The following is a 5,272-nucleotide window of genomic DNA, read 5'->3' as shown; positions in this document are numbered from 1 at the left end:
CTGCCCCCATCATCGCGGTCTACGGGGTCAACGATATGGCACCGTGGGGACACATGTATGTCAATCCTGGTCTAACAGAGCCTTTTTTAATCCCCGTCCCAGAAAAATCATTATGCATAAGAAGTCATAATTATCATTTTGTAAACAATTCTATGTAATTAACGCCATAAGTCATGCTTACGGTTAGAATACCGCGAGGCCTAACTACACACCTTTAAGCCGGTCCCGAGAGACCGGGAAGGAGAACTATGGCGAACAACCATATTGCGGGCGCTGCCGCCCGCACCATCGCGCCCAGCGAACTGTGCCAGCGCATGCTGGCCAAAACCAGCAAGGGTGCTTGCGGTCCCTGCATCCTGTACCTTGAGGATGGGACCATTTTTTATGGCCGTGCATGTGGTGCCGAGGGCACCGCGACCGGCGAAGTCTGCTTCAATACCTCACTCGAGGGTTACTTTGAGGTTATGACCGACCCGAGCTATGCTGGCCAGATCGTTACCATGACCTATCCGCAGATTGGCAACTATGGCATCGACGAGACCGATGTCCAGTCCGCCTTCCCCGGCGATGACGTACGCCCTGCGAGTGCTCCCGCCATGCGCGGCATGATCGTGCGCGACATGTGTGCCACGCCTTCTAACTGGCGCTCGGCCGTCAGCGTGCCGGAGTACCTGCGCGCACACGGCATCGTCGCTATCGAGGGCGTCGACACGCGAGCCCTGGTGCGCCACCTGCGCGACAATGGCTCCAAGATGGGCATTATCTCGACCGAGGTCCTCGACATCGACGAGCTTGCCGAGCGCTTGGCCTCTGCTCCCACGCTGGTGGGGGAGAACCTGGTCAAGACCGTGAGCTGCCCTGCGCCCCATCCGTTCGCCGGAAGCGATCTGCCCGCCGAGCATGGCTTTGCGCTTGCGGCCCCCGCTCCCGCCCGCCACAACGTGGTCGCGTACGACTGCGGTGTCAAGCGTGGCATCCTGGAGGGTCTGGTCCGTGCTGGCTGCGACCTCACCGTCGTGCCGTGGGATACACCCGCGCGTCAGGTACTCGACATGAATCCCGATGGCGTCTTTTTGTCCAACGGCCCCGGCGACCCCGATGCCGTGGTAGAGACCTACGAGCAGGTGCAGCAGCTGATCGGCAAGGTGCCCGTCTTTGGCATTTGCTTAGGTCACCAGATGATCAGCTTGGCATGCGGTGCCCAGATGGAAAAGCTCAAATTCGGTCACCGTGGCGGTAACCAGCCGGTTATGAATCTGGTCAGCCGCCGCGTGGAAATTACCGCGCAAAACCATGGCTTTGGCCTGCTGTTCCCCAGCTTGGGCAAGCTTGTCCCCGAGCTTTCGGGCGGCGAGACCGAGCATGCGGCCGACGGCGATCTGCGCGTCTGGGTGCGCCGTGGTATCGCGCCCGTCGTGATGAACGAGCGCTTTGGCCGCATTCGCCTGACGCATGTGAACCTCAACGACGGCACCGCCGAGGGTATTCAGCTGCTCGACGCCCCGTGCTTCTCGGTCCAGTACCACCCCGAGGCCTCGCCCGGCCCCACCGATGCCCACTATCTCTTTACCGCCTTTACGCGACTCATGGACGGCGAGGAGAACTACCTGGACATCGATACCGCGAAGGACCGCCTGCAGGGCTGGAACTTTGCCGACGAGGGTTCCGCCACGACCGAGACCGAGGAGAACTAACATGCCTAAACGTACTGACATCAAGCGCATCCTCGTCATTGGCTCGGGTCCCATCGTCATTGGCCAGGCCTGCGAGTTCGATTACTCCGGCGCCCAGGCCTGCAAGGTGCTCAAGGAGGATGGCTTTGAGGTCATCCTGGTCAACTCCAACCCGGCGACCATCATGACCGACCCGGGCCTGGCCGACCGCACCTATGTCGAGCCCATCACCGCCGAATTTATCGAGCGCGTGATCAAGAAGGAGCGCCCGGACGCGCTGCTGCCCACGCTGGGCGGCCAGACCGGTCTGAACGCCGCCGTCGAGCTGGCAAAGGACGGCACGCTCGACCAGTACGGCGTCGAGATGATCGGCTGCGACCTTGCCGCCATCGAGCGCGGCGAGGATCGCAAGCTCTTTAACGAGGCCATGGCTGAGATCGGCCTGGAGGTCGCGCGCTCGGGCTATGCCTACAGCGTGGCCGACGCCGAGGCCATCGCCGAGCGCGTGGGATATCCCTGCGTGCTGCGCCCGAGCTTTACCCTGGGCGGCGCCGGCGGCGGCATCGCGCACACCCACGAGGAGCTCGTCTCCATCGTGAGCCAGGGCCTTGAGCTTTCGCCCGTCCACGAGGTACTGGTCGAGGAGTCCATCGAGGGTTGGAAAGAGTACGAGATGGAGGTCATGCGCGACCACGCCGGCAACGGCATCATCGTGTGCTCCATCGAGAACCTCGACCCCATGGGCGTGCATACCGGCGACTCCATCACCGTGGCGCCGGCGCAGACCCTCTCCGACCTTGAGTATCAGCGCATGCGTGTCGCCTCGCTCGCCATTCTGGAGAAGATCGGCGTCGAGACCGGTGGCTCCAACGTGCAGTTTGCCGTGAACCCGCAGACCGGTCGCCTGATCGTCATCGAGATGAACCCGCGCGTGAGCCGTTCGTCCGCACTGGCCTCCAAGGCCACGGGCTTCCCTATCGCCAAGGCCGCCGCTCGCCTGGCCGTGGGCTACACGCTCGACGAGATCGTCAACGACATCACCAAAGCCACGCCTGCCTGCTTTGAGCCCACGATCGACTACTGTGTGGTCAAGGTGCCGCGCTTTGCCTTTGAGAAGTTCAAGGGTACCGACCCCACGCTCACAACGCGCATGAAAGCCGTGGGCGAGATCATGGCGATCGGCCGCACCTTTGAGGAGGCCTTTGGTAAGGCCATGCGCTCGCTGGAGGACGGGCATCAGGGCATTTGCGCTGGTGGCAAGGAAGGTGCCGATAAGCTGAGCGACGACGAGCTCGCTCAGGCCGTGGGCACCCCGACTGAGCACCGCATCTTCTTTGTGGTCGAGGCCCTGCGTCGTGGCTGGGATGTCGCGCGCATCCATGCCATCTGCGGCATCGATTCGTGGTATCTCAACCGTATCAACGATATGGTGCAGGTCCAGGAGAGCATTCGCGGCCTGCGCGTGGAGGACATCGACGCCGACGCGATGCGCCTGCTCAAGCAGTATGGCACGAGCGATGCCGAGATTGCCGCGCTGACCGGCTCGGACGAGCGCTTTGTTCGCGCTTACCGTAAGGGTCTGGGCGTGGTTCCCAGCATGAAGACGGTCGACACCTGCGCTGCTGAGTTCTCGAGTGCCACGGAGTATCACTACAAGACCTACGAAAACATCTACCGCACGAGTCCGGTCGCCAAGAAGTGCGTTGCCCCTGACGAGACCGCGCCGGCAGATAAGCCCAAGGCGATGATTTTGGGTGCCGGCCCCAATCGTATCGGCCAGGGTATCGAGTTTGACTACTGCTGCGTGCACGCGAGCTGCGCGCTGGCGGCCCGTGGCTTCGAGACCATCATGGTCAACTGCAACCCCGAGACCGTCTCGACCGACTACGACACGTCCGATCGTCTGTACTTTGAGCCGCTCACCTACGAGGACGTCATGGACGTTATCGATGTTGAGCGCCCCGACGGCGTCGTGGTGACGCTCGGCGGCCAGACCCCGCTTAAGCTGGCGCGCATGCTCGAGGAGAGCGGCGTGAACATCATGGGTACCAAGCCCGATGCCATCGATTTTGCCGAGGACCGCGAGCGCTTTGCCGCCCTGCTCGACAAGCTGGGCATTATGTACCCGCCGGCGGGTCAGGCCACCTCGTTTGAGGAGGCCGAGGCCGTGGCCGCGCATATCGGCTACCCGCTGCTGGTTCGTCCGAGCTATGTGTTGGGCGGCCGCGGCATGATGATCGCCTACGATGCCGAGCATCTGCACGATTACATGGCCGAGGCTGCCCGCATTAGCCCCGACTACCCGGTGTACCTCGACCGCTTCCTGGAGGGCGCGATCGAGTCCGATGTCGATGCCCTGTGCGACGGCGAGGAGGTCTACATCGGCGGTATTCTGGAGCATATCGAGGAGGCCGGTATCCACTCCGGTGACTCCGCGACTTGCATTCCGCCGTTTAGCTTTAGCGAGAGTCTGCAGGCGAAGCTCCGCGAGACCACGCGCCGCATCGCGATGGCGCTGGGAGTTCGCGGCCTGGTCAATGTGCAGTATGCCATCAAGGGCGAGACTGTCTACGTGATCGAGGCCAACCCGCGTGCCAGCCGTACCGTGCCGTTTATCTCCAAGGCCACCGGCGTGCCGCTGGCCAAGTGCGCGGCGCGCATCATGGCGGGCGATTCCATCGCGAGCCTGGGCCTGCCGAGCGACGAGCGCCAGCTGGACTGCTTCTGCATGAAGGAAGCCGTTATGCCCTGGGGTCGTTTCCCGGGAGCCGACGTTATCCTGGGGCCCGAGATGAAGTCGACGGGTGAGGTCATGGGTGTCGCCAAGAGCTATCCCGAGGCATACGCCAAGACACAGCTGGCGATTGACTACAAACTGCCCGATCCGAGCGCTGGCAAGGTGTTCATTAGCGTGTGCGATCGCGACAAGCGCCATATCCTTTCGGTCGCCCGTATCCTGCGCTATCTGGGCTTTGACATCTGCTCTACCGAGGGTACGGCGCGCGTGCTGCGTGGAGGCAACGTGACGTGCGAGGTCGTGGAAAAGATTAGAGGCCCGCACGACGGCGAGCGCCCCAACATCGGTGACCTTATCGCCGATGGCAAGATCGCGGTGATCATCAATACGCCGTACGGCCCGGGCTCGCGCGGCGACGGCTATCTGTTGCGCACCGAGGCGGTGCGCCGCGGCGTGACCTGCTTGACGGCGATGTCTGCCGCCAACACCTACGTGAGTGCTATCGAAGCGGTGCGCGAGGACCAACAGGGCCACGGCAGCGCCAACGACATGGGCATGGACGTCATCGCCCTGCAGGACCTGCCGCAGTACACGGTGTAGTTGACCTGGCCGGCCGGGGCGGCAGCCGGACACTTTCTCTCGGAAACTGGGCTTCGCGAAGTTTTCCGAGAGAAAGGACCGCCTCCCGCCCCGGCCTGCGGTGACTTTGCTGCACCGTGTGCTGCCGAAGGGGCTTTGCGCGATGACTGGGGCTGAATAAAAAGTGAGTGTGGGTTCCCCCCGTCCGCCCCACGCGGGGTCCCCCCGGTATTATTGAGGCCACGGCCGGGACGGCACAACGCCGGTGGTGCGCCGGGGCGGG

At 63.0% G+C, this 5,272-nt stretch carries 2 protein-coding genes; both read left to right on the top strand.

The genetic code is table 11. The features are described 5' to 3' along the window. Positions 1-248: 248 nt before the first annotated feature. Entirely contained in the window at positions 249-1,694 is a 1,446-nt protein-coding gene (gene carA / locus ACTNBB_RS08895; protein WP_441015236.1) for a glutamine-hydrolyzing carbamoyl-phosphate synthase small subunit, read from the top strand. A gap of 1 nt (position 1,695) precedes the next feature. After that, complete coding sequence (gene carB, locus ACTNBB_RS08890) at positions 1,696-5,010, top strand: carbamoyl-phosphate synthase large subunit (RefSeq protein WP_441057915.1); 3,315 nt, start codon at positions 1,696-1,698, stop codon at positions 5,008-5,010. Positions 5,011-5,272 lie beyond the last annotated feature (262 nt).

Origin of the sequence: Collinsella sp. HCP28S3_B9 (genome assembly GCF_052066095.1) — a bacterium.
Lineage (GTDB): Bacteria > Actinomycetota > Coriobacteriia > Coriobacteriales > Coriobacteriaceae > Collinsella.
The sequence above is the reverse complement of the archived record's forward strand: the minus strand, read 5'-3'. Positions and strand labels throughout refer to the sequence as shown.